The following is a 24,232-nucleotide window of genomic DNA, read 5'->3' on the forward strand; positions in this document are numbered from 1 at the left end:
GGGCGGTGTCGGTCATCGGGGGCTCTCAGGGATCAGTCGGCGGCGGCGGCGGTTGCGGCCTCGGGCGCGGGGGTTCGGGCGTCACGTCTGGCCTGACGGCGCGCCTTGAGGCGGGGGCGCAGATGGACCGCCGTCACCCAGGCGCAGCCCAGGCCGGCGACCCCGGCGATGATCAGGAAGACGTCGTTATAGGCGAGGACATTGGCCTGTTGCGTCACCTGGCGGGTCAGCAGGGCTGCGCCTTCGGCGTTCAGCTGGGCGGGATCGGTGACGGTCGAGGCGTAGGCGCCGGACAGCTGGCGCAGGCGCAGAACCACCTGGGGGTCCAGGCTGGTGATGTCGGCGGCCAGCTGGTTCGAATGGAATTTCTCGCGCACCACCTGGATCGTGCCGATCAGGGCCGAGCCGGCCAGGCCGCCCAGGTTCTGGAGCACGCTGAACATGACGATGAAGCTGATGATGTTGCGCGCCCCCTGTTGCAGCACCTTGCCGACCCCGATCAGCAGGGCCGGGCCGACGAACAGGGCCGAGGCGAAGGCGATCAGGGCCTGGCTGAGATAGAGTTGGGCCGGGCGGGTCAGGACGGTGGCGTGGCTGTCGATGAAGGCGCCGACGGCGATCAGACCGAGCGCGATGGCGATGGGCAGGTTCAGCCGCGTCATGTCCAGGGTCAGGGCGGCGACCGCCGTGCCGGCGATCATGGCCAACAGGATCACCAGGAACAGGCCGTGCAGCTGATCCGGCCCCAGGCCCACAACGGTCAGAAAGCCCACGGCGCCCGAGGTCTGTTCCGACAGGGTGATGCGGATCAAGAGGATGGCGCCGAACAGGCGCAGGATGTCGGGGCCGGTCAGCCAGCGCACATTGATCAGCGGATTTCTGCGGTTGTATTCGATCATCAGGGCGGCGGTCAGCAGCAGGATCGCCCCCGCCAAAGCCCAGCCGATCCAGGCGGCCTCGGTCCACCAGACGATCCGGCCCAGGCCCAGAACGGCGGCCAGCAGGGCCACGCCGGGGGCGAACAGGGCGAAGGTGACGAAGTCCAGCGGCTCGAACAGTTTCAGTCGTTCTGACGGTGGAAGGCGCAGCACCTGCACCGCCGCCCAGGCCAGAAGCGCCATGCCCAGTTCGAAGGTGTAGAAGGCGCGCCAGTCGTTCAGCTCCAGCAGGCTGGGCATGATCAGGCGGGCGATGGGTACGGCGAAGCTGGACAGGCCGATGCCGATCACCAGGCCCTTCAACCGGTGCTGGGCCGGAAAGGCCTGGATCATATAGAGGAAGCCCAGGCTGCTGAGCCCCGCCGCCGCCATGCCGGCCACGGCCCGGACGAACAGGGTGGACTCATAGTTGTCGACCGCCAGGTGGGCGGCGCAGGTGACGACGAAGGCGGTCAGGCAGATTTGGGTGAACAGGCGCAGGCCGTACTGCTGTCTGAACTTGAACAGGATCAGGTTCATGCAGGCGTTGGTCATGACGAAGACGACCGGCAGCCAGGCGGCTTCACTGGGGGTGATTCCCAGAGAGCCCTGAAGACTCGTCAGATTGGCGGTCACAGCCGCATTGCCCAGACTGCCGACCAGGGCCACCAAGACGCCGGTCAGGGCGTACTGAAACCTCAGCCAGGCCGTGTGGTCGGGCGTGGCGGGCGAGCCGGGCAGGGTGGGGCGCTCGTGGGGTTTCAGCGTGGCCAGATACTGGTCCCACGGCAGATGCCAGTTGTGATCGGCGCGGCGGGGCATCAGGACGCCTCGGGCCGGGGCCGCAGGCCGTCGAGGATGAGGACGCGGGTGCGTTGGGAGACCGCCTGGCGCTCGGCTTCGTCCGCGCCCTGGAAGCCGGCGCCGAGCAGGGTGGCGATCAGGCGGATGTCCATCGGTCGCAGATCCTTTCGCACCAGACCGGCCGCCTGGGCCCGCGCCAGGGGCGCGGCGCCCGCCTCCATCAAGCTTTGCCGCAGGGGCGTAAGCGCGTCGGGCGACCGAACGTTCCGCACCAGGCCCGCCAGGCCGGCGTTGCGGATCATGTCCTCGGCCAACCGGTCCAGGAACCAGAAGAAGGTCTCCGGCACCTCGCCCTGTTCGGCGGTGCGGCGGTCCAGGTCGGCGACGTCGGCTTCGAGCACGGCCAGGGCCAGTTCGGTGCGGTCGGCGAAATGGCGATACAGGGTGCCGCGTCCGACGCCGGCCTTTTCCGCGATCAGGTCCAGCGGCGCGTCCAGACCCTGGTCGGCGAAGACCGCGCGCGCGGCGTCCAGCAGGGCGGCGCGGTTGTGGATGACGTCCTTGCGGAGAGGTTTGGGGGCGGGGCGCGACATGGTGGCGCGCTTAAATGGACACGAGTGTCCGTTTTGCAAGGGGAGGTCTTCGAAGATTCCTCTCCCAGCGGGAGAGGGCTTGAGCGCCTGAGAGCGTAGCGATCAGTCTTGCGCCACCCGAAGGGCGCCGCGAAGCAGCCAAAGGGTGAGGGCGCGGTGGTGCGAACCGGCCCGCCGGCGGGCCCTCATCCGGCCCTTCGGGCCACCTTCTCCCCATGGGAGAAGGAAGGAATTAGAGCCCCTTCTCCAGCACCACGAAGTCCAGATCCGGCCGGGGCGGGTCGATGGGAAAGGGGCGCGTTTCGCCGGTGGGATGGTAGCCGCGCCGTTCGTACCAGGCGATCAGTTCGACGCGGCGATGGATGACGGTCATCTCCATGCGGCGGGCGGCGAAGCGGGCGACGGCCTCTGCTTCGGCGGCGGCGAGGAGACGGCGGCCCAGGCCGGAGGCTTGCAGGATGGGCTCGACCGTCAGCATGCCGAGGTAGGTCCGGCCGTCGCCGACGCGGGCCACCTGGACGCAGCCGATCGGGGCGCCGTTGCGGTGGGCCAGCAGAATGACCCGGTCGGGATCGGCGATCAGGGCCGACAGTTCCTCGGCGCTGGTGCGGGTGTCGAACAGCAGGTCCGCCTCGTGGGTCCAGCCGGCCTTGGCCGTCTCGCCCCGATAGGCCCGCTCGATCAGGGGATGAAGCGCGGCGACGTCGTCGAGTGTCGCCGCGCGGAAGGCGATCTCGCTCACCGCTCCCGGTCTTGGGAAACGCCCAGCTCCCGCACCAGATGATCCATGCCATAGACGTCGCGCAGGGCTACGGTGACGGCCTGGGTGGTGACGATGACGCTGCGGTTGACGGCGCGGTCATAGCCATAGGCGTTGCGCTGGGTCAGGACGGTGGAATCGAAGTTGGCGCCGATGATCTCGCCCTTCGCATTGATGGCGGGCGAGCCGGAAGAGCCGCCGATGGTGTCGGTCGAGACGGCCATGTCCATCACCGCGTTCGGGTCGATCCGGTCCTTGGCCGCCAGCAGTTTGGGCGCGACGGCGAAGGGCTCGGCCCCCGTGGCGCGGTCCCACAGGCCGGCGAAGGTGGTGAAGGCGGCGAACCTCTGGCCCGGAACGTCGGAGCCTTCGACCTGGCCGTAGGTCAGGCGCAGGGTGCCGGTGGCGTCGGGATAGACGGCGTCGCCATAGGCGGCGAAACGGGCGGCGGCCAGCTGTTCCGAGGCGCGGTCGGTCGGGGCCTGGACGCGGGTCTCCCAGGCGTCGCGAACGGCGCGGGCGTCGGCGTCGATGGCCAGGGCGTACTGGATCATCGGATCGGTCGAGGCCTGGATCGCGGCCAGACCGCCGGTCCACAGGGCGCGGCGCACGGCCGGGTCGGCCAGGGTCGTGCCGGCGACCAGACGCGCCGACAGGCCCTCGGGGCTTTCCTTGCCCAGCAGGGTGCGGACCGAGGGGTTGTCGACCGTCAGCCATTCGCGGGTCTTGGACAGCCACCACTCCAGTCGGATCTGCTCAAGTTCCGGATAGGTGGGGCGTTCGGCGAACAGGCGGGATTCGACGCCGGACAGGCGGCTGTCGGCGAACTCGGGCAGACGCTGGTCGGACGGCTTGGCCCGCTCCTGGGCGCTGCGCACCAAGGTGCGGGCATAGCTGAACAGTTGCGATCCCCCGGCGACCGAGGTCGTGCCCAGGCCTGTGCCGCCCTCCAGCAGGGCCATGGAGGGATAGAGTTCGCGGGCGACCGGCTGGACCGCGCTGAGCGCCGACCAGGGATCGACGCCGGACGCGGCGGCGCGGGCGCGGAAGTCGGCCTCCTGTTCGGCCTTTCTGGCCATGAAGGCCGGGTCGATCAGGGCGGCCATGCGACCGCGCCCGCGCTTATAGGTGTTTTCCAGACCGACGATCGGGTCCATGGCGATGAAGGCCTGCTCCTCGCCCTCTTCGGAATAGCGGATCAGCCGGCCGCGCAGCTCGGACGCGATCAACTGGTCCAGCGGCAGCACCACGTCGCGGATGGTGGTCAGCTGGTCCATCGTCAGAAGACGCTGGGTGGCGCCGGGGTTGCCGGAGATGAAGACGGCCTCGCCCTCGGTCGGCTTGTTTGGGTTCCAGGCGAAATGGGTCGGGGTCTCGACCGGCTTTCCGTCTTCGTACAGGCGGATGAAGGCCGCATCGACGGCGAAGCGGGGGAAGGAGAAGTTGTCCAGATCGCCGCCGAAGGTGGCGGCCCGATCCTCAGGCGCCCAGGCCAGGCGGACGTCGGAATATTTGCGGTACTTGTAGAGTTTGAACTGGCCGCCCCGGTACAGGCTGACGACCTGGCAGCGGATCTTGGGGTCGTTTCCGCAGGCTTCGCTTTCGATCCGACCGGCCTCGGCGTCGCGGGCCTGGGTGAAGGCCTGGCCTTCAAGCCCTTCGCCCGCCTTGTGCATCCGCTCGGTCACGTCCGAGATATCGGTCAGGATCTCGGCGGTGGCGCCGGGGCATTTCAGCTCTTCCTCGCGCGATTTCGGCAGGAAGCCGGTCTCGGCGTAGTTGACCTGGGGCGTGGACAGGTTGGCGACGCAGGTGGCGACGCAGTGATTGTTGGTCATCACCAGGCCCTGGCCCGAGACTACGCCCGCCGAACAACCGCCGAACTTGACCGAGGACAGGCGGACGCGGTCCAGGAAGGCTTGGTCGATATTGGTCCCCAGCGTCTGATTGGCGCGGGCGATGGGGAAGTTGTCGTAGGTCCACATGCCTTCTTCGGCGCCGGCCGAAGTGGCGAAGGCGACTGCGACGACGGCGGCGGAGGCGAGAAGGGCGAGGCGCATGGGATGGTCCTTGAAGTCTCCTCCCCATCGCTCCGCGATGGGGAGGCGGCGCGGCGCGACTTCGCGCCGTGACGGAGGGGCTCTGAGATACATGACAGGCGCCGGTGCGGTGGTGAAGAGCCCCTCCACCGCTACGCGGTACCCCTCTCCGCAAAGCGGGAGGAGACTTTATGACCCGGCCTTACCGCCGCACGCCCAGTTCGCGCAGCAGGCGCGGCTGGTTGTAGACGGTGCGCAGCGCCTCGGTGATGGCGGCGGTCGAGACGGTGACGGTGCGGTTCAGCTCGCCGTCATAGCCGAAGCTGCCGCCCAGCGAGTGGATGTTGCCGTCGAAGGCGGCGCCGATGACTTCACCCTTGGCGTTGATGACGGGCGAGCCGGAGTTGCCGCCGATGATGTCGTTGGTCGAGACGAAGTCATAGACGGTCGACTTGTTCACCTTGCCCTCGGCCGCCAGCCAGTCCTCGGCCGCGTTGAAGGGCTCGGCGCCCGTATTCCGCTCGTACAGACCGCCGATATAGGTGAAGGGCTCCACCGTCACGCCGCGATAGGTCCAGCCCTTAACCTGGCCGTAGGAGAGGCGCAGGGAGAAGGTGGCGTCGGGATAGAGGTTGGTTCCGTAGACCGCGAACCGGGCCTGGGCGATCTTTTCGGCGGCGCGGCTGGTCGGGCCGGACACGGCCGCTTCCCACTGGGTGCGGACGGCTTGGGCGGCGTCGTCATTGGCCAGAACGAACTGGATCATCGGATCGCCCGAGGCGGCCAGCTGTTCCGGCGTCATGGCCAAGGCTTCGGCGCGGAAGGCCGGATCGGCCAGGCGGGTGCCCTCGACGGTGCGCTCAGCGATCTGCTCGGGACTTTCCTTGCCCAGCAGGGCTTTAACGCTGGGATTGTCCACCGTCAGATATTCGCGGGTCTTGGACAGCCAGAACGACATCTGAATCTTCTCGATGTCGTCGGAGATCGGGGCGTCCTGCGCCAGGCGGCGGCCCAGGGCGGCGATGTCCGCCTCGGAATAGCCGGCGCGGCGTTCGGCCGCCGGCTTGGCCCGCTCCTTGGCTGCGCGGACGATGGCCTTGGCGTAGCTGTACAGCTGCGAGCGCGGACCCGATTCCAGCTGGCGATAAGGCAGGTAAAGGTCGCGCTGGGCGGCGGCGGCGCGCTCCAGCTCGGCCCAGGGGTCGCCGATCCGTTGGGCCAGGGCGGGGTCGGCCGCGACGCGCTGGCGCAGCTCCTGCTCCTCAGCGCGCTTCTTGGCCATGAAGGCGGGGTCGGTCAGGGCGCCCTGCTGGCCGTAATAGACCTTGAAGCTGTTCTCCAGGCCGAAGATCGGATCGACCGAGACCCGCTTGGCCTCTTCGCTGGTGGTCGCATATTCCAGCAGGCGACCGCGCAGTTCCGAGGTCTGGATCAGGGTGATCGGCAGCTGCTGATCGCGCAGGACCTCCAGCTGGGCCATGGTCAACAGGCGCGAGGTCGAGCCGGGGTTGCCGGCGACGAAGGTTACGTCGCCTTCCTTGGGCGCATTGGGGTTCCACGTCAGGTGGTTCGGCGTGGAGACCGGCTTGCCGTCCTCGTAGGCGCGCAGGAAGGCCGCATCCAGGGCGTAGCGCGGGAAGTTGAAATTGTCCGGATCGCCGCCGAAGAAGGCCGCCTGGAACTCGGGCGCGAAGACCAGACGCACATCCTCGTACTTGCGGAACTTGTAGAGCTTGTACTGACCCCCGCGATAGAGGCTGATCACCTGGCAGGTCAGCTTCTGATCGTCGCCGCAGACTTCTTTTTGAATCTTGTCGATCTCGGCCGCGCGGGCGCGCACGAAGGCGGCGCCCTCAAGCCCGGCGCCGGCGGCGGTGACGCGGTCGGTGACGTCGGTGATGTCGGTCAGGATCTCGGCCGTCTGGCCGGGGCATTTCTTCTCTTCCTCGCGGGTCGCGGGCATCCAGCCGTTCTTGACGTAGTCGTTCTGGGCGTCCGACAGGTCCTGAACGCAGCTGACGACGCAGTGGTGGTTGGTCAGGATCAGGCCTTCGCCCGAAACCAGCGAAGCCGAACAGCCCTGCAGACGCACGGCGGCGTTGCGCACCCGATCCAGCCAGGCCTGGTCGAGGTTCGTGCCGTATTTCTCATTCACCGTGGCGATGGGGAAGTTGTCGAAGGTCCACATGCCCTCATCGGCCTTGGCGGGGGTCGCAGGCGCGGACAGGACGACGGTCGCGGCGCCGAGGGCGGCCAGCGAGGCGGTGAGACGAAGGGACGGCAGGGACATTTGGAAACTTCCTCCAGAGCGCGGGACCGGGCTGATCCGCTGTTATCTTGTAACTAGCGCCGTTTCATCGACGCCGCCAAGAGCCAGACGCCGATAGCCCGGCGATCGGTCCCTCGCAATCGCGCCGATGCGAAGCCTTACCCCGATTTAACTTGGCGCTGAGGCACGCGCCGGTCAGATAGACCCCATACCGGGGGTTTATCGACGACCATGTCGCTTGCATTATCAACCTTGCTCTACGAGTGGCGCCGCTACATGGCGGCCATTGTGGCGCTCGCCTTTTCCGGCCTGCTGGTGCTGGCCCAGGTCGGCATGTTCATGGGGATCGGCAAGGCCTTCACGGCCCAGATCGACCGCGCCCGCGCCGACATCATGATCCTGAGCCCCGGGGCCACGGCCCTGTTCAACGGCGGCCCCTCGGGCGTGCCGCGGCGCATCATGCCGGTGGTCTATCAGCACCCCGAAGTCCTGGCCGTCGCCGACCTGGACGGGTCCGGCGGGCGTTGGCAGAACATCGTCAAGGACAAGGAGCCGGGCGCCGAGCCCGCCGCCCCCGGCGCCAAGAAGATGGAGTTCGTCAACGTCACCACCATCGACGCCATGCCCGGCGCGGTGACGGTGCCCGTCGACTATTCCGACGATCTGGTCGAGGCCCTGCGCCAGCCCTATGCGGTGGCGGTGGACCAGACCGCCCTGGGACGGCTGGGCGTCAAACTGGGCGACCAGGCCACCTATAACGGCAAGACCGTGCGGGTCGCGGCCGTGACCCAAGGCTATCCCAATATGATGCAGGCCACGGTCGTCATGTCACGCGACACCCTGCGGATGCTGGGCGAGGCCAATACCGGCGAACGGGTCGGGCCGCTGATGGTCCAGATCAAGGATCCCTCGCGCGCCCCGATCGTGGTGGCCCAGCTGAACGCCATCTCCAACGGCCAGTTCAAGGCCTGGACGCGCCAGGACCTGGCCAAGGCCAATGAGGGGGCGATGATGAAGGAGAGCTTCATCGCCATCATGCTGGGCTTCTCGCTGTTCCTGGGCATTCTGATCGGGGTCGCCATCACCTGGCAGACGCTGCGCGGCGCCATCATGGCGAACATCAAGGAGTTCGCCTCGCTCCGGGCTCTGGGCGTGTCCATGGGGTCGCTGCGGCGGATCGTGCTGGAACTCAGCTTCTGGGTCGGTATCGCCGGGGTTCTGGCGGCCTTCGCCCTGACCTGGGCCGTCAGCCTGCTGGCCGCGGGTTCGGGCCTGACCATGTCCTTCCCGCCCACCATGGTGATGATGGTCTCGGCCATGCTGGTGGTGATCGCCCTCCTGTCCGGCTTCCTGTCGCTGGGCGTCCTGAAGAAGAGCCAGCCTGCGGACCTGCTGCGATGAGCGTTCATACCAAAGTCCACGGCAAGCACGGCGATTTCGCCATCGAGGCCAAGGGTCTGGTCAAGCGGTTCAAGACGGGCCGCAGCTGGGTCGAGGTGCTGAAGGGCGTCGATTTCGACGCGCGCCACGGCGACCTGACCATGGTCATGGGGCCGTCCGGCTCGGGCAAGTCGACCCTGATCGCCAATCTGTCGGGCCTGCTGAAGCCTGAAGAGGGGCGGGTCGATATTCTGGACGTCGACGACCTGTGGAAATACGGCTCGGGCCGGATCGACAAGTTCCGGCTGGATCACTGCGGCTTCATCTTTCAGGGCTTCAACCTGTTTCCGTCGCTGACGGCGCTGCAACAGGTGATGACGGTGCTGAAATATCAGGGCCTGTCGCCGTCGGAGGCCAAGAAGCGCGCCACCACCGCCCTGGAAGAGGTCGGCCTGGGCCATCGTCTGAACCAGCGGCCCAGCGCCCTGTCGGGCGGCGAGAAGCAGCGCGTCGCCATCGCCCGCGCCCTGGCCAAGAACCCGCAGATCCTGTTCGCCGACGAACCGACCTCGGCGCTGGACGGCGAAAACGGCCAGGTGGTCATTCGACTGCTGCGCCGGGCCGCCACCGAACACGGCGCCGCCGTGATCTGCGTGACCCACGACCCGCGCCTGGAAGCCTGGGCCGACCGGGTCATCCACATCGAAGACGGCAAGATTCTGGACGATCAACGCCGCACCCCTGATCCCGACGCCCAGCTGGCGTCCCACTAAGCTCTTTTCGAACGGACTGAACCGTCATGCCCGCCTTTCTCAAAAACAAATGGCTCTGGATCGGCCTGATCCTGATCGTGGTCCTGGTCGTCGGCTTCATGGCCTTCAGCAAGGCCGGCGCCGCCAAGAAGGCCGAGGTCGAAAAGGCCGCCGCCCAGAAGATCGACAGCCCCTACGCCGCCATCGCCAACGGCAAGGCCGACGTCGAGGGCGGGGTGATCAAGGTCGCCGCCCGTCGCGGCGGCGTGGTCCGCGAAGTCTTCGTCAATGAGGGCGACAAGGTGGTCGCCGGCCAGATCCTGGCCCGCCAGGAAGACGACGAGACCCGTCTGGCGGCCCAGAGCGCGGCGGCTGCGGTGTCCGAGGCGCGCGCCCAGCTGGGCATGACGCGGGTGGAGCTGGCGACGGCCCGCCGCGAATATGAGCGGCTGTCGAAACTGGCCGCGACCAACTTCGTCGCCGCCCAGCGTCTGGACCAGGCCCGCGACCAGATCGCCCAGGCCGAGGCCCGTATGGCGTCCCAGAACGCCGCCGTCCAGACCGCCCAGTCCCGCCTGGACGAGGCGCGCTATAATCAGGAGCTGACGGTGATCCGCGCCCCGATGAACGGCCGCATCGCCCGCCGCTACGCCCAGCCGGGCGCCGGCGCCTCGACCCTGAACGTCACGGCCATGTTCGATCTGGAGCCCGAGACCGACCGCATCGTTCGCGCCGAGATCGTCGAGGCCGACCTGCCCAACGTGACCGTCGGCCAGGAGGTCGAACTGACCCCCGAAGGCGATCCCACCAAGATTTCGGTGGGCCGCGTCCTGCGCCGCGCCGCCGTCTTCGGCGCCCGCCAGCTGCAGTCCGAAGACCCTTCGGCCCGCACCGACGAACGGGTGGTCGAGGTCGTGGTCTCGGCCGACGACACCCCCTTCCTGATCGGCCAGCGCGTCCTGGTGAAGTTCATGAAGCCCGGTCAAAAAGCCGGCGTCGCCCGTCCAGTCGCCGCCGGCGTCGGCCCCGACCAGGCCATGCGCCCGGCGGGGCAGAAGTAAGGGATCGGATCAGCGGCCGGTGAAATCCGCCGGCCGCTTTTCCAGCACGGCTTTGACGCCTTCCTGATGGTCGTCGGTCATATGGGCCAGGGCCTGCATGGCCGCCGACAGCTCCAGGATCTGTTCGAAGGTCTGGTCGCGGCCCTGGCGCATCAGGGTCTTGGCCATGCGCAGGGCCTGGGGCGGCTGGGCGGCGATTTCACCGGCTATGGTCAGGGCCTCGTCCATCAGCCGGTCGTGCGCCACGACCCGGTTGACCAGGCCCCAGCGCTCGGCCGTCTCGGCGTCGATGCTGCGGCCGGTGAACAGCATTTCGGCGGCGCGGGCGTAGCCGACGTCGCGCGGCAGCCGCCAGGCGCCCCCGTCGCCGGGAATGATGCCCAGCTTCAGAAACGGCACGCCGAAGCTGGCCCGGTCCGAAGCGATGCGGATGTCGGCTGTGGCGGCGATGCCGCAGCCCAAGCCCATGGCCGGGCCGTTGACCGCCGAGACCAGCGGAATCTCCAGATCATAGAGGCTGCGGACGATCCGGTGGACGACGCGGCGATAGCGGACGCGAATCTCCGCGCCCGAGCCTTCGAACAGGTCGCGTCGGTCGCGCATGGCGGTCAGATCGCCCCCGGCTGAAAAGGCCCGCCCCGCCCCGGTCAGGACGACGCATTTGACCGTCATGTCCGCATTCGCGCGGGCGCAGGCCTCAGCGAATTCGTCGCCGTCGCCCAGGTCGGGCAGGGCGTTCAGCCGCGCCTCACGGTCCAGCGTCCAGATCAGCACCGCGCCCTGGCGGGTTTCGGCAATCAGCCCCATGGGTCGTCTCCCTTGTTCCCCCTCTCATCGTCCGCCGCCGTCGCGTCAGGCAAGGTCGGAATTGCAAAAGCCCCGGTCGGGACCGGGGCTCCTGCACGTCCGGCTCGCGAAGCCGTCAGCGTTTCTTGGGCGTATAGGGTACGAAGTTGGACGGATGGCTGGCCGCCCGTCCCGAGTTAGACGGCATGTGCCGACTGTTGACCAGCATCCCGCCCCACAGGGCGAAGGACATCATGGCGTGTTGGAGGTTGCGCTCCTTATCGTTCATCTTGGCGTCTCCTTTCGCAGAACGATGAAAAGAGACGCGTCGTACCTAGGGATCTCACCATCAGTCGTTTCGCGTCGATGACCAAGATAGCCATCTCCGTCCAAAATGCAAATTTTTAAGTCAGTAACCGGAGCAATTTTTATGAAGATGTCGCGTTGAGCGCGCCCAGCCCGCCCCGGCTTCCGCCGAAGGCGATCGCCACGCCGTGCGTCATGGTCTGCGCCATCGACGGTGAAAGCGGCCTGTGTCTGGGCTGCTTTCGAACCCTGAAGGAGATCGCCGGCTGGCGCGCCCTGGGGGAGGAAGAGCGGACGCGGATCATGGCGGAACTGCCGTCGCGGCGCGGCCGGATCGACCCCGCCAAACTGGGCTGAGGGGGCGGGGTCGGGGGGATGGGCGTTTAAGACTTCGTCAGCCACGTCGCTTCACCGCATCCCAACGGGCGACGGTTATTGAAAGGGCATGATCCGTATCGATCTTCAGTCTGTCGTCGTGCTGGGCGCCTCTCTGGCGGCCTCGTTCGCGACGGCCCTGGCGATCCGTCACCTGGACGGCGGCGACCCCGCCCTGGCGGCGGCCCAGCCGGAACGCCTCGTCGTCGCGCCCGCGCCGGCTTCTGGGACCGCGACCCAGGTGGTGAAGGGGCCGGACGGTCACTACTGGGCCCAGGCGACGATCGAGGGCCGGGCCGTGCGGGTTCTGATCGACACGGGCGCCAGTGTGGTGGCCCTGACGCGGGCCGATGCGCGACGGCTGGGCGTCGATCCGGAGCCGGACGCCTTTACGGGGCGGGTGCAGACCGCCTCAGGCCTGGCCCGCGCCGCGCCCGTCGAACTGGCGGCGGTCTCGGTCGCAGGCGCGCGGGTCGAGCGGGTCCAGGCCCTGGTGGTCGAAGAGGGGCTTGCCTATTCCCTGTTGGGCATGAGCTATCTGGGGCGGCTGTCGGCCTTTGAGGCGACGCCTGCGGGTCTGACGCTGAGACCCTAAAGATCCTGCATCTGACGCCGAGCTTCGCGGAAATACTGCCAGCCGGTCCACAGGGTGATGACGGCGGCGAACCAGATCAGGAAGACGGCGAAGGATTCGAAGGCCGGCTGCCAGGACAGGGGCGAGCCGTCCTCGTTCTGAAGGCCGAAGGCGTCCCACAGCAGGGTCAGTTGCAGGGCCGCCAGCGCCACCATCTGGACCGTGGTCTTCCATTTGGCGGCCAGGGTGACGGGCAGTTCGATGCGCCCCGCCATGGTCTCGCGCAGGGCCGAGACCGCGAACTCACGGAACAGGATCAGGCCGCAGGGCAGGGCGATGCCCGGCAGGGAGCCGGACGCCAAGACGCCCAGAATGGCCCCGGTGATCAGAACCTTGTCCGCGATCGGGTCCAGAATGGCGCCCCAGCGGGTGGTGGCGTTCCAGCGCCGCGCCAAAAAGCCGTCCACCCAGTCGGTCGAGGCGGCGATGACGAAGATCCAGAAGGCCCACAGGCCGAACTTCAGCTGGGTTGCCGGCGACAGCCAGGCGTCCAGAGCCCCCGGCGCGGCGCCGGCCAGCATGGCGAACATCACCACCCCGGCGAACAGGCGGATGCCCGTCAGGATGTTGGGGATCGGATTGGCGCGGAGGGCGGGCGCGGTCATGACGGGATCTCCAGCAGGGACGCGAGCAGGGGGTGAAGCGTCTCCGCGAACGGATTGGCGACGGTGACGCCTCGATAGACGAAGCCGTCCTGCATGTCTTCGGAAAGCAGAAGGCCGCAGCCGGCTTCGGCGGCAGCGCATAGGATGATGGCGTCCCAGATCTGGTGCGGGTGGGTGGCGACTAGTTCAAAGGCCGAGAAGACGACGGCTTCGCTGGTCGCGGGCACGATTGCGAGGCGTCGCCAACTGTCCGCGATCTCCGACGCCATTGCGGGTGTCATTCGCGCCTTGCCGGCCAGGACGCGGTGCAACTCTCCCAGGCATTGGGCGGCGACAATGAGCTCATGATCCGCATGAAGCCGGTCGATCAGTCGTCTGCCCGCAGCGCGTCGTGCGGGACCGTTGAGCCCTTCAGCGTAGACGATGACGTTCGTATCGAGGGCGATCCTCAATCGTACAGCTCTTCGCGGGTCCAGGGGCCTATGTCGATCGAGGGCATGGCGCTCCACCGGTCCAACATGGCCTTGAACGCCAGCTGACGGCGCGCGCTTTCTTCCTGCTGCCGGGCCAGTTCTTCCCGTCGAGCGGCTTCCGCGCTTTGACGCGCCACTTCCTGATCCTGCAGAAGGCGCAGACCGTCGCGAACCACTTCGCTCATATTGGCATAGCGGCCTGTCTTCACACGATCTCGAGCGAACTGCTCCAATTCCGGGGTCAGGTGGACGTTGGTGGCCATGGGGTGAACATAACAAGAATAGGCGAGCCGGGGAAGGCGGTCGTCACCCCAACGGCTCGAACCTCGCCTTGTCAGTCAGGGCGGTCAGGACGCCGTCGGCGATTCCGAAATGAAGCCCGCTGAGCTCCAGTTCGCCCTTGGCTTCACGCTCGGCGATCCAGGGAAAGGTGCGCAGGTTTCGGATCGACAGACGCACCACGGCCTCTTCGGCGGCGCGCTCCAGTTCGTTCGGCGCGACGGTTTCGGCGACGTGCTGAACCACCGGCGTGCCTTGGGCGATCCAGGGGGCCACGAAGTCGGCGACGACGTCCGGCGCGCCGTTGATCATGGCGTTGACCCCGCCGCAGTGGGCGTGGCCCATGACGACGATCCGTTTGACGCCCAGAACCTTGACCCCGAACTCCAGGGCCGCCGAGACGCCGTGCAGCTTGCCGTCCGGCTCATAGGGCGGCACCAGATTGGCGACGTTGCGGACCACGAACAGCTCGCCCGGCTTGGCGTCGAAGATCAGGGCCGGGTCGGCGCGGCTGTCGGAACAGGCGACGATCAGGGTGTGCGGCTTCTGGCCCTTTTCGGCCAGGGTTTCGTACTCGGCATGCGCCTCGGGCCAGTGTTCGGCGCGGAAACGGCGGTAGCCGGAGAAGAGGGGATCTTTGGACGGATCGGACATGGGGCGGGTATAGGACCCAATCTCGGGGCGGGGGAGAGGTGAAAACGGGAAAATCGCCGTCGCCTCTCCAGTTCCGCACCCCTTCGGTCAGGCGTCTAGGCCCACAGCCAGACTGCGGCCGCCGTATAGAGGGCGATGCCGATCACGAGGTTGAAGGGAAAGGTCACGGCCAGGGAGGCGGTGACGAAGACGCCGGGATCGGCCTTGGGCGCCGCGACCCGCATGGCGGCGGGCACGGCGATGTAGGAGGCCGAGCCCGCGAGGACGGCCAGCATGGCTGCGTCGCCGAGTCCGAGACCGGCCAGTCTTCCCAGGGCCAGGGCGACGCCTGCCGACAGGACGGGGAAGCATAGGGCGAAACCGATCACCGGCCAGGTCAGCTTGCGCCGATCCGTCATCAGGCTGCGCGCGGCGGTCAGACCCAGGTCCAGCAGGAAGAAGCACAGGGCGCCCTGGAACAGCGGATTGACGAACAGGTCCAGCTTCTTCAGCCCCGCCTCGCCTGAAATGAGGCCGACCAGGAAGCTGCCCAGCAGCATCACCGTCGCCGCTCCGACCAGAACTTCGCGCAGGACGACGCCCCGGCCGGTCGACGGCTCGCGACCGGCGCCGTGCATCAGGACCAGGGCGGTCAGGATCGCCGGCGTCTCCATCAGGGCCAGCACCGCCGCCATATAGCCGCCGGGCGCCAGGCCCAGGGCGGTCAGATGCTGCTGACCGGCGGCGAAGGTCACCACCGACACCGATCCGTAGGTGGCCGCGAGGGCGCACAGGGTCGGACGATCCAGTCGCGACGTCCACCGCAGCAGGATGAAGGCCAGGAGCGGCATGAGGGCGCTGAGCGCCAATCCCAGAGCCCCGGCTGTCAGAAAGTCGCCCTGAAGCCCAGCCTCGCGCGCTTCCACACCCCCGCGAAAGCCGATGCACAGCATCAGATAAAGGGAGATCGCCTTGGCGACCTGCTCCGGTATGGACAGGTCTGATCGAGCAAAGGCCGCCGCCGCGCCCACGAAGAAGAACAGGATGGCGGGCGAGGACAGCAGTCCGAGACTGGCGGCGATATCGGGCATGGGGGCTCCAAAACTCAGTGGCGGGCCCTTTGCCCGCCCCGCGCCAGACGCGCCAGTTTATTGACTTGATGTGCGGCATAACGAACAGTTATGGCATGACCAGTCTCGACATCGACCTGCTGCGGACCTTCGTGACGGTGGTCGAAACCCACAGCTTCACCCGGGCGGCCCAGCAACGCGGCCTGACCCAGCCGGCCGTCAGCTTGCAGATGCGCCGCCTGGAGCAGCAGCTCGGGGCGCCGCTTCTGGACCGGGGGGGCGCACGCGTGGGACTGACCACCGAGGGGGCGGCCCTGCTGCCCCAGGCGCGGCGGCTGTTGAAGCTGAACGACGAAATCATCGCCACCCTGAGCGACGGCGAGCCCGAGGGCGAGGTGCGGTTCGGGGCGCCGGAAGACATCGCCACGGTTCATCTGCCGGGCATATTGGGCGCCTTCGCGCGCAGCCACCCGCGCATCCGGCTGTCGGTGACGTGCGACTACACCGCCAATCTGCTGGATCAGCTGTCGCGCGGACTGCTGGACCTGGCCCTGGTCAAGCGCGAGGCCGGGGGCGCCGACCTGGGGCTGAAGGTGTGGAGCGAGCCGCTGGTCTGGGTGGCCCAGGACGCCTCGGTCGCGGAGGCCTCGCCGCTGCCCCTCATTATCGCGCCTGCGCCGGACATCTATCGCAAGCGCGCGCTACAGGCGCTGGAGGCGGCGGGAATCGGATTTCGGGCGTCCTTCACCTCGCCCAGTCTTGCCGGTCAGATGGCGGCGCTGCGGGCGGGGCTGGGCGTCGGAGTTCTGCCGGCCGCCATGGCGCCGCGCGATCTGGCGGTGGTGAAGACCCTGCCCGCCCTGCACGACAGCGAGATCGCCCTGGTGTCGGCGCGCGGCTCGGGCGGTCCCGCCAAGCTGCTGGCGCAGGAGGTGTTTCGAAGCCTGGAGCGTGCGCCGGATCGCGCCTAGCCCTGAATCACCGCGCCTGGGGATGGAAGAAGGCGTAGATGCGTTCGGCCAGGGCCTGGCTGACGCCGTCCACTTTGACCAGGTCGGCGACCGAGGCGCGGCCGACGCCCTTGGCGGAGCCGAAGGCGTGGAGCAGGGCCTTCTTGCGGCCCGGGCCGACCCCTTCGATCTCGTCCAGCGGATTCCTGCGGATGTCCATCGAGCGGCGCTTGGCGTGGGCGCCGTTGGCGAAACGGTGGGCCTCGTCGCGCAGCCGTTGGAGATAGTAGAGGGCCGGGGACTTCAGCGGCAGCATGAAGGGCGGCTTGCCGGGCATGAAAAACTTCTCCATCCCCGCGTCGCGATCCGGTCCCTTGGCGACCCCCACCACGGTGATGTCGTCCAGGCCCAGGTCGGCCAGAACGGCCAGAACCTCGGCCAGCTGGCCCGCGCCGCCGTCGATCAGCAGCAGGTCCGGGCGCACCACTTCCTCGCCCTCCTCTTCGTCCTTGATCAGACGGGCGAAGCGGCGGCGCATGACCTCGCGCATCATGCCGTAGTCGTCGCCGGGCGTCAGGTCCTCGCCCCGGATGTTGAACTTGCGGTACTGGGACTTCTGGAAGCCTTCCGGGCCGGCCACGATCATGCCGCCCACCGCATTGGTCCCCTGGATGTGGGCGTTGTCATAGACTTCGATCCGCTCGGGCCGGGCCTCCAGGCCGAAGGCCTCGCACACCTCGTCGAGGATCTTGCCCTGGGCGGAGCTTTCGGCGAGGCGACGGCCCAGGGCCTCTTTCGCATTGGTCAGGGCGTGGTCGACCAGGGCCAGCTTCTCGCCCCGCATCGGCCGAGCGATCTCCACCTTGCGGTCCGCCTTCATCGAGAAGGCCTCTTCCAGCAGTTCCAACTCGTGCGGCCGGACATTGGACAGGATCAGGCGCGGGATCGGCTTGTCCTCGTAGAACTGGCCCAGGAAGGCGCCGAGGATCTCCGGATCGGTGTCGGTCTTGTCGACGCGCGGGAAATAGGCGCGCCCGCCCCAGTTCTGGCCGGCGCGATAGAAGAAGACCTGGACGCAGGCCTGGCCGCCGTCGGTGTGCAGGGCGAAGACGTCGCCCTCGGCCACGCTGTCGGCGCTGACGGAGTTCTCCATCGAGATGGCGGACAGGGCGCGGATGCGGTCGCGGACCCGGGCGGCCTGTTCGAAATCCATGGCGTCGGACGCGGCCTGCATCTCCTGCGACAGGCGGCTGATGACGGCCCGCGACTTGCCGCGCAGGAAGGCCTCGGCCTCGTCGACCAGCTCGCCGTAGTCCTCCAGCGAAATCAGACCGGTGCAGGGCGCCGAACAGCGCTTGATCTGGTGCAGCATGCAGGGCCGGGTGCGGGTCTCATAGACGCTGTCCGAACAGGAGCGCAGCAGGAAGGCCTTCTGCAGGGTGTTCAGGGTCCGGTTCACCGCCCAGGTCGAGGCGAAGGGCCCGAAATACTGACCCGGCGTGGTGTGGGCGCCGCGATGCTTGCGGATCTGGGGGGCGCGGTGGTCGCTGCGGATCATCAGTTCGGCGAAGGACTTGTCGTCGCGCAACACGACGTTGAAGCGCGGCTTCAGCTTCTTGATGAAGTTGGATTCCAGCAGCAGGGCTTCGGTCTCGGTGGCGGTGACCACCAGCTCCATCGACCGGGTGAGCGAGACCATCAGGCCGATCCGCTGGGTGTGGAACCTTCCCTGGGCGTACTGGACGATGCGCTTCTTCAGCGACTTGGCCTTGCCGACGTACAGGCAAGAGCCGTCCTCGCCATACATGCGATAAACGCCCGGCTTGTCGGGCGCGCGCCGGGCCTCGTCGGCGATCAGGGCGGCGGCCTTCAATGTCGAATCGAGCGTCTCCTCGGTCATCGGGATGGATATAGGGCTTCGCGCGAGGCGGCGCATGTCCTTCCCCCGCTTGCGGGGGAAGTGTCAGCTCGTCGAGTGTAGCGAGACGGCTGACGATGGGGGAGTTTCACTTCAGGGAAGAAGACTTCCCTCTCCGTCGCTGGATCGCTGCGCGATCGACGCGCTGCCTCTCCCGCAAGCGGGAGAGGGTCTGGATTTACGAGCGGCGAACCAGAAGGACGCCGGCCAGAACCAGGCCCACACCGGCGATCCGGCCCAGGTTCAGCGGCTGGCGCGGCACCCCCAGGGCGCCGAAATGATCCAGGATCAAACTGAGCAGCAGTTGGCCCCCGACCATCAGGGTGATGGTCATGGCCACCCCCAGGCGCGGCACGCCCCAGGCGGCGGCCACCACGAAACAGGCGCCGTAGACCCCGCCAAGCCAGGCGTACCAGGGCAGGGCGCGGGCGGCGGCCATGTCGGGCCGGGTCTGCATCAGGGCGGCGAGGATGCCCAGCACCGTCGTGCCCACGGCGAAGGAGATGAAGGCCGCATTGACCGGCGAGGCGACGGCGGTCGCCAGCTTGGCGTTGGTCGGCGCCTGAAGGGCGGTGGCGCCCCCGGCCAGAACGACGACGAGGATGGCGAACAGAGACGGGTTCATGGGCCTTGGCTAGCACGTCGCCGGCCTTTTGTTAGCCCGAGATGAAGCGGGCGGCGCGTTCGCCCTCCGGATCGCCGGCGGCGCCGAAGCCCCGATTGATGGTCATATGGCTGTCGTCGGGGGCGGGAACGACCTCGGCCCGGCCGCCGGCGCGGGTCAGGGCCTCGGCCAGGCCCCGGCTCTGGACGGCCGAATCCTGACGCCGGGCGACGTGGAAGATCAAGAAGGGCGGATAGGCGACGCCGGGGCGGACGCGCAGGGTGGGCGACAGGGCGGCGGCCTGGTCGCCGAAAGCCTGGTCATAGGTCTGGCCCAGCCACTGGTCGATGCGGCCGTCCCCGCGCGGCGCCGTGGCGTCATAGCCGGCGCCGTCCAGCAGGATCACCCCCGCCAGATCCGACGGCCTCAGCCCGACGGCGCCCAGATAGTCGGGGTCGATCCCGACCAGGGCGGCCAGATGCGCCCCGGCCGAATGGCCCATCAGATAGAGCGGCCGGCCGGGCAGGCGGCGTTTCAGGTCGGCGACGGCGGCGGCGACGTCCATTGCCGACTCGCGGGCGCTGACGGCGGGCGCCAGTCGATAGCCGGTCGAGGCCAGGGTCAGGCCGTGGCGGCGGGCATAGGCCGGCAGCTCATTGACCCGCGTCCGCTCGCCCCGCGACCAGCCGCCGCCGTGGACGAACATCAGGACCGGTCCTGCGCCCCGGTCGGCATAGAGGTCATAGGCCTGAAGCGGATCGGGGCCGAAGGCGACGGTCTGGGACGGCGCCGGGGTCGCCGCGGGCGGCCCCGTTCGACGGCGCCGCCGATCTCCGCGCGATTGGGCCAGAGCAGCATTGGGCAAGAGGGCGCCGAGGGCCAGCCCCATCAGGGCCAGGCGACGGGAGACGGGCATAGAAGGATCCTTTCCGAACAGGCTTGGCCGTTCTGAAACGGATCAGCGGATCATTTCCGTCTCACCAGAGGTCGGAAACCGGGGCGCCGTCGAAGATTTCGGCCAGCCGCGCGCGACAGCCCCGATTGACGTCGGCGGGCAGGGCGGCGGGGTGGAACCAGCCGACCTCGGCGATCTCGCCGCGACTGGTCGGTTCGCCCGGCTCGAAGGCGTCGATGACGAAGACGGCGACGTGATCGCCGGGAAAGAACCGTTCATTGGAATGGATCGACGCCAGGCGCGGCGCCGACCGCGCGATCAGCCCGGCCTCCTCACGCAGTTCGCGCACCACGGCCTGATGGGTCGTCTCGCCCCGATCCACCCCGCCCCCCGGCAACCACCAGCCCTTCAGATAGGTGTGCCGCACCAGCAGCACCCGCCCCCCGGCGTCGGTCGCCACGGCCCGCACGCCCAGGGTCTTGCCGCGCGTCAGGCGCGACCAGGCGAAGAAGAGCGGACGGGTGAAGGGTTCGACGTGGATGCGCCAGGTCATGGGGGTGTCGGCGTGGGGCTCGATATCGGCTGATCTTTCTAAGGGAGAACGGGCGCATTGCGCCAACAGCCGACGTTGATGCACCACCAGGAACACGACATTCATGAGCCGGGCGGCCAAGAAGCCTCAGTTGGTAGCTTGAGCGAGACGCGATCCACTTGCTACCGTCGCTTCTCTGCTCATAAGTTCGGGAGAGGTCGCATTTGGCTAGTTGCCTTGAGATCTGTCTTTGAGGCGCGAGCGTTATCACGCTCAGGCGGGGATACTGATGGCCAAAAGAATATTGTTGTTCAATCATAAAGGCGGAGTCGGGAAGACCACCTCAGCCTACAACATTGGCTGGAAGCTGACGCAGCAAGGGTATCGCGTATTGCTTGTCGATGGAGACTCGCAGGTCAATCTAACCGCCCGATCCCTCGGTGATCGGTTTGAAGAGCATTACGACGAACAGTCCGATACGCGCCTCAACAACATCTATGATGCGGTAAGGCCGATTTTCGAAGGCCGGCCCGCACCGATCGAAGCGTTTGACTGCCCGTTGGCCGAAAACGGCGAACGACTATTCGTCCTTCCAGGACACCCGGACCTATCTTCGCTCGAAGGTCAAATCAGCCTGGCTCAGGAAACGCGAGGCACGCTTTCCGTCACTAAAAACCTGCCGGGAGCACTGCACCGCATTATCTCGCTCGAGGAAGAGCGGCACGACATTGACTACAGCATCATCGACATCAACCCAGGCCTCGGCGCGCTGAATCAGAACTTCTTCATGATCAGCGACTCCTTCATCGTGCCTACCAATCCCGATCCGTTTTCGTTGATGTCACTCAAGACCTTGGGTCTGGAGATCGAGAAATGGGTGCACTGGAAGGAAACGTTTGGAGGCGCGTTCTCCGACGCCACCTATCCTCTGCCGACAGGATCGACAAAATTCCTCGGGGCCCTCCACTCCCGATTCAATCGTCACAAGAGCAAGGCGGCAGGGCGGTATCATGAGCGCCTGTCGCAAATCGATGATCGCATCGAGACCGAGTTCGTTCCCAAACTTCAGCCTAGTGGATGCCTGTTCAGCCTCGAGGCCTATGTGCAGGCTGCTCTCATAGAGCTGCCCGAAGCAGCCCGCGACCCCGACAAGGATCGACTGTACGCACTCGCCCGCATTCCCGACTTTGCTCAAGTCAGCCATATCGCCGCAGAATTCGGAAAGCCTGTCTTTAATATAGACGACGAAGATTTGAAGGAAGCGGACCTACGCGGAAATGTAAAAAGCAGCGTGCAGGAAAACATTAAGACGTTTGACTCGATCTTCGACGCTGTCTGCACGAAGATCGTGACAATCATCGACCATGACAACGGCTAAAGCGCGCTTCGATGACCACCTAGCGGTCGGCGTTCAGTGCATCGAGAACTTCGACGCTCGTGGGGACGAATTTGCCCTTAGGCATGTCTGGATTTCCAGCGTCTCGGCATTCGATCTCTACATGACGGAACTCGTCTCCGAGTCAGCGTTGCGCTGGATCGACCGTTCACCGCCCATGCTTACTACGAACTTAAGATCAGTTCGAGTGCCGCTTGGGAGCGTGCTTGAGATGGATCAGGCGTTGCCTACCGAAAGGCTCTTGCTATACCGCGATCATGTGTATTCGGCGGTGCGCTACACCTCATTCTACAAGCCTGAAAAGGTCTCGGAAGCGCTCAGCTTTATCTGGATCTGCGAGGCTAAAGAAAAGTGGGCTCGCATCTTCGGCCGCATGAAGGCGACAGGGCGATATGAGCAACGCACGGAACAGGATATCCGGGAAGAACTGACGTTCATTGGCGACCGTCGCGATTTGATTGCTCACTCGGTCGACACCCCACCTGGCGCACTATCCCCAAATCCAGTCGCCCGCGACGACGCTTCGCGCGTATTGGAATTTATTGGCGACTTGGCTGCTGCCATTGACTCTGAAACGGAGTTCCAGCTCGCTGGACCACACCAGTAGTCGGGCTGCGGGATGCGTCGGCCTGGCTATTTTGCTTCGGTCCATCGAGTGTGTGTGCGCTCCTCGCCGGCATCTGTCGGATCAAATCCGAAAGCCCCGACCTGCGGCCAAGGCTGATCAACGACCTGAATTGAGCAAAGACGGTGGAATGTCGACGTCACGCCATCGCCGGATCGCCGGAGTCAGCTGCTTCGTGCGGCCTCAATAGCTGACCTTCCAAAGGTCCCAGAAGAGTCACTTCCGCCCCACCCCCATCCTCCGCTTGAACCGCGCCCCGCCTGCCTCTAAGCCTTGGGGAAACAGGAGGATCACCATGCTGGCGCTCGGCATCATCTTCGGCTTCATCGCCGTCATGGCCCTGATGAACTTCGTCGAGTTCGGTCGGGTTGACTGAATCGGCGACCTCGGGCCGGGGCGTCGCCCTGGTCACGGGCGGGGCGCGGCGGATCGGGCGGGCCATATGTCTGACCCTGGCCAGGGCCGGGTTCGATGTGGCGATCCATCATCACGCCTCGGGCGAGGCGGCGCGGGATCTGGCCGAGGCGATCGGCGGCCTGGGGCGGCGCGCCTGTCTGTTGCAGGCCGATCTGACGGACGAGGCGCGGGTGCGCGCCCTGGTGCCGGCGGCGGCCGAGGCCCTGGGGCCGGTGACGGTGCTGGTCAACAACGCCTCGGTGTTCGAGGACGACCGGATCGGCGGCCTGACGCGCGACAGCTGGGACAAGCATCTGGAGACCAATCTGCGGGCGCCGATCGTGCTGGCCGAGACCTTCGCCGCCCAGACGGTGGAAGGGGCGATCGTCAATCTGCTGGACCAGAAGGTGCTGAAGCCCGATCCGCGCTTCTTCTCCTACAGTCTGTCGCGAAATGGGCTGTGGTGGGCGACCCAGACCCTGGCCCAGGCCCTGGCGCCGGGCATCCGCGTCAACGGCGTGGGGCCGGGGCCGACCCTGCCGTCGATCCATCAGACGCCCGAAGAATTCGCCGCCGAGGCGCGCGCCACCCTGTTGCAGACGCCCGGCAGCCCGGAAGCGGTGGCCGAGGCCGTGCTGTGGCTCATTGACGCGCGAATGGTGACGGGCCAGATGATCGCCGTCGATGGGGGCCAGCATCTGGCCTGGCGCACCCCGGACATCCAGGAGTAGGTCGCGTGGTTCAGTCGTCGTCGGTGTCGCCGTTTCCGGCGGACGAACCGCTGCGCTGCGAGCGGCTGAGCGTCTTCGTGCGCGGGCTGGAGGTTCAGGCGGGGATCGGGGTCTATGACCACGAACAGGGGCGGCTTCAGACCCTGGTCATCGACGTGACCCTGGAGCTGGAGCCCCGGCCGATCGAGCGGCTGGGCGACACCATCAACTATGAGACCGTCGCCGAGGCCGCGCGCGCCATCGCCGCCGAGGGCCATGTGGGACTGGTCGAGACCTTCGCCGACCGGCTGGCGCGGGCCTGTCTGGACGACCGGCGGGTGATGCGGGCCAGGGTGCGGATCGAAAAGCCCGGCGCCCTGTCGGCCGTGATCGCGCCCGGATGCGAGATCGTGCTGGCGCGATAGGTTGCGTCCGCCCGCGCGGGCGGCCATTGTCCTTAACAGTCCAGC

General features: G+C 67.1%; 26 protein-coding genes. 10 read left to right on the top strand and 16 right to left on the bottom strand.

Going from position 1 to position 24,232, the window contains the following annotated elements:
* Positions 1-32: 32 nt before the first annotated feature.
* From AC07XS_RS07810 to AC07XS_RS07830, 5 genes are all read right to left on the bottom strand, one after another.
* Positions 33-1,739, bottom strand: coding sequence for an MFS transporter (locus tag AC07XS_RS07810; RefSeq protein WP_182713993.1), 1,707 nt, complete (start codon positions 1,737-1,739; stop codon positions 33-35).
* On the bottom strand, positions 1,739-2,314 hold the full coding sequence (locus AC07XS_RS07815; protein ID WP_182713992.1) for a TetR/AcrR family transcriptional regulator: 576 nt from the start codon (positions 2,312-2,314) through the stop codon (positions 1,739-1,741). The genes AC07XS_RS07810 and AC07XS_RS07815 overlap by 1 nt, the downstream gene beginning before the upstream one ends.
* A gap of 232 nt (positions 2,315-2,546) precedes the next feature.
* Positions 2,547-3,056: a GNAT family N-acetyltransferase gene (locus tag AC07XS_RS07820; RefSeq protein ID WP_182713991.1), complete on the bottom strand. Its 510-nt coding sequence runs from the start codon at positions 3,054-3,056 to the stop codon at positions 2,547-2,549.
* A complete protein-coding gene (locus tag AC07XS_RS07825) occupies positions 3,053-5,134 on the bottom strand; it encodes a S46 family peptidase (protein ID WP_182713990.1) in 2,082 nt (693 codons plus the stop codon). The genes AC07XS_RS07820 and AC07XS_RS07825 overlap by 4 nt, the downstream gene beginning before the upstream one ends.
* Before the next feature lie 181 nt (positions 5,135-5,315).
* Positions 5,316-7,403, bottom strand: a complete 2,088-nt coding sequence (locus AC07XS_RS07830) for a S46 family peptidase (RefSeq protein WP_054764944.1) — start codon at positions 7,401-7,403, stop codon at positions 5,316-5,318.
* A 210-nt stretch (positions 7,404-7,613) separates the two neighbouring features.
* Here AC07XS_RS07830 and AC07XS_RS07835 point away from each other — a divergent pair, with 210 nt between their 5' ends.
* Genes AC07XS_RS07835 through AC07XS_RS07845 form a run of 3 tightly spaced genes read left to right on the top strand, consistent with a single transcriptional unit; the run spans position 7,614 to position 10,575 of the window.
* Positions 7,614-8,783, top strand: coding sequence for an ABC transporter permease (locus AC07XS_RS07835; protein WP_152949664.1), 1,170 nt, complete (start codon positions 7,614-7,616; stop codon positions 8,781-8,783).
* Positions 8,780-9,535 (top strand): ABC transporter ATP-binding protein, encoded by a 756-nt coding sequence (locus AC07XS_RS07840; protein ID WP_152949665.1) that lies wholly within the window; start codon positions 8,780-8,782, stop codon positions 9,533-9,535. Before AC07XS_RS07835 ends, AC07XS_RS07840 begins: the two co-directional genes overlap by 4 nt.
* Positions 9,536-9,561: 26 nt before the next feature.
* Positions 9,562-10,575, top strand: a complete 1,014-nt coding sequence (locus AC07XS_RS07845; protein ID WP_182713989.1) for an HlyD family secretion protein — start codon at positions 9,562-9,564, stop codon at positions 10,573-10,575.
* A gap of 9 nt (positions 10,576-10,584) precedes the next feature.
* On the opposite strand, the gene AC07XS_RS07850 is transcribed toward AC07XS_RS07845, so the two are convergent.
* Both AC07XS_RS07850 and AC07XS_RS07855 read right to left on the bottom strand, forming a co-directional pair.
* The gene (locus AC07XS_RS07850; protein WP_182713988.1) at positions 10,585-11,382 is read right to left on the bottom strand and encodes a crotonase/enoyl-CoA hydratase family protein; all 798 of its coding nucleotides are present in this window, start codon (positions 11,380-11,382) and stop codon (positions 10,585-10,587) included.
* Between the two features lie 115 nt (positions 11,383-11,497).
* A complete protein-coding gene (locus AC07XS_RS07855; RefSeq protein WP_007390126.1) occupies positions 11,498-11,650 on the bottom strand; it encodes a hypothetical protein in 153 nt (50 codons plus the stop codon).
* 155 nt (positions 11,651-11,805) lie between these two features.
* Here AC07XS_RS07855 and AC07XS_RS07860 point away from each other — a divergent pair, with 155 nt between their 5' ends.
* Both AC07XS_RS07860 and AC07XS_RS07865 read left to right on the top strand, forming a co-directional pair.
* Entirely contained in the window at positions 11,806-12,024 is a 219-nt protein-coding gene (locus AC07XS_RS07860; RefSeq protein WP_321208006.1) for a DUF1289 domain-containing protein, read from the top strand.
* Positions 12,025-12,112: 88 nt separating this feature from the next.
* A complete protein-coding gene (locus AC07XS_RS07865) occupies positions 12,113-12,637 on the top strand; it encodes a retropepsin-like aspartic protease family protein (protein ID WP_054764950.1) in 525 nt (174 codons plus the stop codon).
* Here AC07XS_RS07865 and pgsA read toward each other — a convergent pair.
* From pgsA to AC07XS_RS07890, 5 genes are all read right to left on the bottom strand, one after another.
* Positions 12,634-13,281, bottom strand: a complete 648-nt coding sequence (gene pgsA, locus AC07XS_RS07870) for a CDP-diacylglycerol--glycerol-3-phosphate 3-phosphatidyltransferase (RefSeq protein ID WP_182713987.1) — start codon at positions 13,279-13,281, stop codon at positions 12,634-12,636. The genes AC07XS_RS07865 and pgsA overlap by 4 nt on opposite strands.
* Positions 13,278-13,733, bottom strand: coding sequence for a PIN domain-containing protein (locus AC07XS_RS07875; protein WP_182713986.1), 456 nt, complete (start codon positions 13,731-13,733; stop codon positions 13,278-13,280). Before AC07XS_RS07875 ends, pgsA begins: the two co-directional genes overlap by 4 nt.
* A complete protein-coding gene (locus AC07XS_RS07880; protein ID WP_182713985.1) occupies positions 13,730-14,017 on the bottom strand; it encodes a type II toxin-antitoxin system ParD family antitoxin in 288 nt (95 codons plus the stop codon). Before AC07XS_RS07880 ends, AC07XS_RS07875 begins: the two co-directional genes overlap by 4 nt.
* Positions 14,018-14,060: 43 nt before the next feature.
* Complete coding sequence (locus tag AC07XS_RS07885) at positions 14,061-14,687, bottom strand: carbonic anhydrase (protein ID WP_182713984.1); 627 nt, start codon at positions 14,685-14,687, stop codon at positions 14,061-14,063.
* A 95-nt stretch (positions 14,688-14,782) separates the two neighbouring features.
* Positions 14,783-15,757, bottom strand: coding sequence for a sodium-dependent bicarbonate transport family permease (locus tag AC07XS_RS07890; protein ID WP_182713983.1), 975 nt, complete (start codon positions 15,755-15,757; stop codon positions 14,783-14,785).
* Between the two features lie 95 nt (positions 15,758-15,852).
* Here AC07XS_RS07890 and AC07XS_RS07895 point away from each other — a divergent pair, with 95 nt between their 5' ends.
* Positions 15,853-16,707 (top strand): LysR substrate-binding domain-containing protein, encoded by an 855-nt coding sequence (locus AC07XS_RS07895; RefSeq protein ID WP_182713982.1) that lies wholly within the window; start codon positions 15,853-15,855, stop codon positions 16,705-16,707.
* A 7-nt stretch (positions 16,708-16,714) separates the two neighbouring features.
* Here the strand turns inward: AC07XS_RS07895 and uvrC are convergent, their stop codons facing one another.
* The 4 genes from uvrC to AC07XS_RS07915 form a co-directional block, all read right to left on the bottom strand.
* Positions 16,715-18,586 carry an excinuclease ABC subunit UvrC gene (gene uvrC, locus AC07XS_RS07900; RefSeq protein WP_182713996.1) on the bottom strand — a complete coding sequence of 624 codons (1,872 nt, stop codon included), beginning with the start codon at positions 18,584-18,586 and terminating at the stop codon, positions 16,715-16,717.
* Positions 18,587-18,782: 196 nt separating this feature from the next.
* Entirely contained in the window at positions 18,783-19,229 is a 447-nt protein-coding gene (locus tag AC07XS_RS07905) for a DMT family transporter (RefSeq protein ID WP_054764958.1), read from the bottom strand.
* 31 nt (positions 19,230-19,260) lie between these two features.
* The gene (locus tag AC07XS_RS07910) at positions 19,261-20,124 is read right to left on the bottom strand and encodes an alpha/beta hydrolase (protein ID WP_182713981.1); all 864 of its coding nucleotides are present in this window, start codon (positions 20,122-20,124) and stop codon (positions 19,261-19,263) included.
* Between the two features lie 61 nt (positions 20,125-20,185).
* A complete protein-coding gene (locus AC07XS_RS07915) occupies positions 20,186-20,656 on the bottom strand; it encodes an NUDIX domain-containing protein (protein WP_182713980.1) in 471 nt (156 codons plus the stop codon).
* A gap of 268 nt (positions 20,657-20,924) precedes the next feature.
* On the opposite strand from AC07XS_RS07915, the gene AC07XS_RS07920 reads away from it, so the two are divergent.
* From AC07XS_RS07920 to folB, 4 genes are all read left to right on the top strand, one after another.
* Positions 20,925-22,013: a ParA family protein gene (locus AC07XS_RS07920; protein ID WP_182713979.1), complete on the top strand. Its 1,089-nt coding sequence runs from the start codon at positions 20,925-20,927 to the stop codon at positions 22,011-22,013.
* The gene (locus tag AC07XS_RS07925; protein WP_182713978.1) at positions 22,000-22,638 is read left to right on the top strand and encodes a hypothetical protein; all 639 of its coding nucleotides are present in this window, start codon (positions 22,000-22,002) and stop codon (positions 22,636-22,638) included. Before AC07XS_RS07920 ends, AC07XS_RS07925 begins: the two co-directional genes overlap by 14 nt.
* A gap of 386 nt (positions 22,639-23,024) precedes the next feature.
* The gene (locus tag AC07XS_RS07930; protein ID WP_182713977.1) at positions 23,025-23,783 is read left to right on the top strand and encodes an SDR family oxidoreductase; all 759 of its coding nucleotides are present in this window, start codon (positions 23,025-23,027) and stop codon (positions 23,781-23,783) included.
* A 5-nt stretch (positions 23,784-23,788) separates the two neighbouring features.
* On the top strand, positions 23,789-24,187 hold the full coding sequence (folB, locus tag AC07XS_RS07935; RefSeq protein ID WP_182713976.1) for a dihydroneopterin aldolase: 399 nt from the start codon (positions 23,789-23,791) through the stop codon (positions 24,185-24,187).
* Positions 24,188-24,232: the final 45 nt, after the last annotated feature.

It is taken from the genome of Brevundimonas sp. GW456-12-10-14-LB3, from assembly GCF_059424365.1.

Bases quoted from the DNA above. Each gene is read 5' to 3' on its own strand.
- AC07XS_RS07890 (WP_182713983.1), bottom strand. From the start codon at position 15,757: ATGCCCGATATCGCCGCCAGTCTCGGACTGCTGTCCTCGCCCGCCATC.
- AC07XS_RS07830 (WP_054764944.1), bottom strand. From the start codon at position 7,403: ATGTCCCTGCCGTCCCTTCGTCTCACCGCCTCGCTGGCCGCCCTCGGC.
- AC07XS_RS07845 (WP_182713989.1), top strand. From the start codon at position 9,562: ATGCCCGCCTTTCTCAAAAACAAATGGCTCTGGATCGGCCTGATCCTG.
- AC07XS_RS07885 (WP_182713984.1), bottom strand. From the start codon at position 14,687: ATGTCCGATCCGTCCAAAGATCCCCTCTTCTCCGGCTACCGCCGTTTC.
- AC07XS_RS07835 (WP_152949664.1), top strand. From the start codon at position 7,614: ATGTCGCTTGCATTATCAACCTTGCTCTACGAGTGGCGCCGCTACATG.
- AC07XS_RS07880 (WP_182713985.1), bottom strand. From the start codon at position 14,017: ATGGCCACCAACGTCCACCTGACCCCGGAATTGGAGCAGTTCGCTCGA.
- AC07XS_RS07925 (WP_182713978.1), top strand. From the start codon at position 22,000: ATGACAACGGCTAAAGCGCGCTTCGATGACCACCTAGCGGTCGGCGTT.
- pgsA (WP_182713987.1), bottom strand. From the start codon at position 13,281: ATGACCGCGCCCGCCCTCCGCGCCAATCCGATCCCCAACATCCTGACG.
- AC07XS_RS07810 (WP_182713993.1), bottom strand. From the start codon at position 1,739: ATGCCCCGCCGCGCCGATCACAACTGGCATCTGCCGTGGGACCAGTAT.
- AC07XS_RS07915 (WP_182713980.1), bottom strand. From the start codon at position 20,656: ATGACCTGGCGCATCCACGTCGAACCCTTCACCCGTCCGCTCTTCTTC.
- AC07XS_RS07840 (WP_152949665.1), top strand. From the start codon at position 8,780: ATGAGCGTTCATACCAAAGTCCACGGCAAGCACGGCGATTTCGCCATC.
- AC07XS_RS07825 (WP_182713990.1), bottom strand. From the start codon at position 5,134: ATGCGCCTCGCCCTTCTCGCCTCCGCCGCCGTCGTCGCAGTCGCCTTC.
- AC07XS_RS07815 (WP_182713992.1), bottom strand. From the start codon at position 2,314: ATGTCGCGCCCCGCCCCCAAACCTCTCCGCAAGGACGTCATCCACAAC.
- uvrC (WP_182713996.1), bottom strand. From the start codon at position 18,586: ATGACCGAGGAGACGCTCGATTCGACATTGAAGGCCGCCGCCCTGATC.
- AC07XS_RS07920 (WP_182713979.1), top strand. From the start codon at position 20,925: ATGGCCAAAAGAATATTGTTGTTCAATCATAAAGGCGGAGTCGGGAAG.
- AC07XS_RS07905 (WP_054764958.1), bottom strand. From the start codon at position 19,229: ATGAACCCGTCTCTGTTCGCCATCCTCGTCGTCGTTCTGGCCGGGGGC.
- AC07XS_RS07850 (WP_182713988.1), bottom strand. From the start codon at position 11,382: ATGGGGCTGATTGCCGAAACCCGCCAGGGCGCGGTGCTGATCTGGACG.
- AC07XS_RS07855 (WP_007390126.1), bottom strand. From the start codon at position 11,650: ATGAACGATAAGGAGCGCAACCTCCAACACGCCATGATGTCCTTCGCC.
- AC07XS_RS07895 (WP_182713982.1), top strand. From the start codon at position 15,853: ATGACCAGTCTCGACATCGACCTGCTGCGGACCTTCGTGACGGTGGTC.
- AC07XS_RS07865 (WP_054764950.1), top strand. From the start codon at position 12,113: ATGATCCGTATCGATCTTCAGTCTGTCGTCGTGCTGGGCGCCTCTCTG.
- AC07XS_RS07910 (WP_182713981.1), bottom strand. From the start codon at position 20,124: ATGCCCGTCTCCCGTCGCCTGGCCCTGATGGGGCTGGCCCTCGGCGCC.